This is a genomic window from Paraburkholderia sp. SIMBA_030 (assembly GCF_046535245.1).
Taxonomy (GTDB): Bacteria; Pseudomonadota; Gammaproteobacteria; order Burkholderiales; family Burkholderiaceae; genus Paraburkholderia.
In genome coordinates, this window is record NZ_JAWRXB010000369.1 from 1 (window position 1) to 277 (window position 277).

Annotated in this window: 1 protein-coding gene; it reads right to left on the reverse strand. The window is 62.5% G+C overall.

Annotation, left to right across the window (positions count from 1 at the left end):
- A partial coding sequence (locus SB772_RS40380) for an SDR family NAD(P)-dependent oxidoreductase (protein WP_410838565.1) occupies nucleotides 1–277 on the reverse strand: 277 nt, incomplete at both ends.

Below are 277 nucleotides of genomic sequence, written 5' to 3' on the forward strand. Positions count from 1 at the left end.
CGTGCTTGGCGCAGAGGATCGGCGCCAGGACGTTGGTCTTGAGAATTTTGAGAATGCGGAACTCGGACATTTCGTCGACCCGGGACTTGTGCCCGACGGTGCCGGCGTTGTTCACCAGTGCCGTGACCCGGCCCAGTTCGGCGTCCACGCGGCGGAACATGGCGATCACTTCATCTTCGATGCTGACATCAGCGCGCACCGCAATGGCCTGGGCGCCCAGTGCGCGGACTTGCTCCAGCACACTTTGCGCGGCGGACTCGTCAGACTGGTAGTTGAT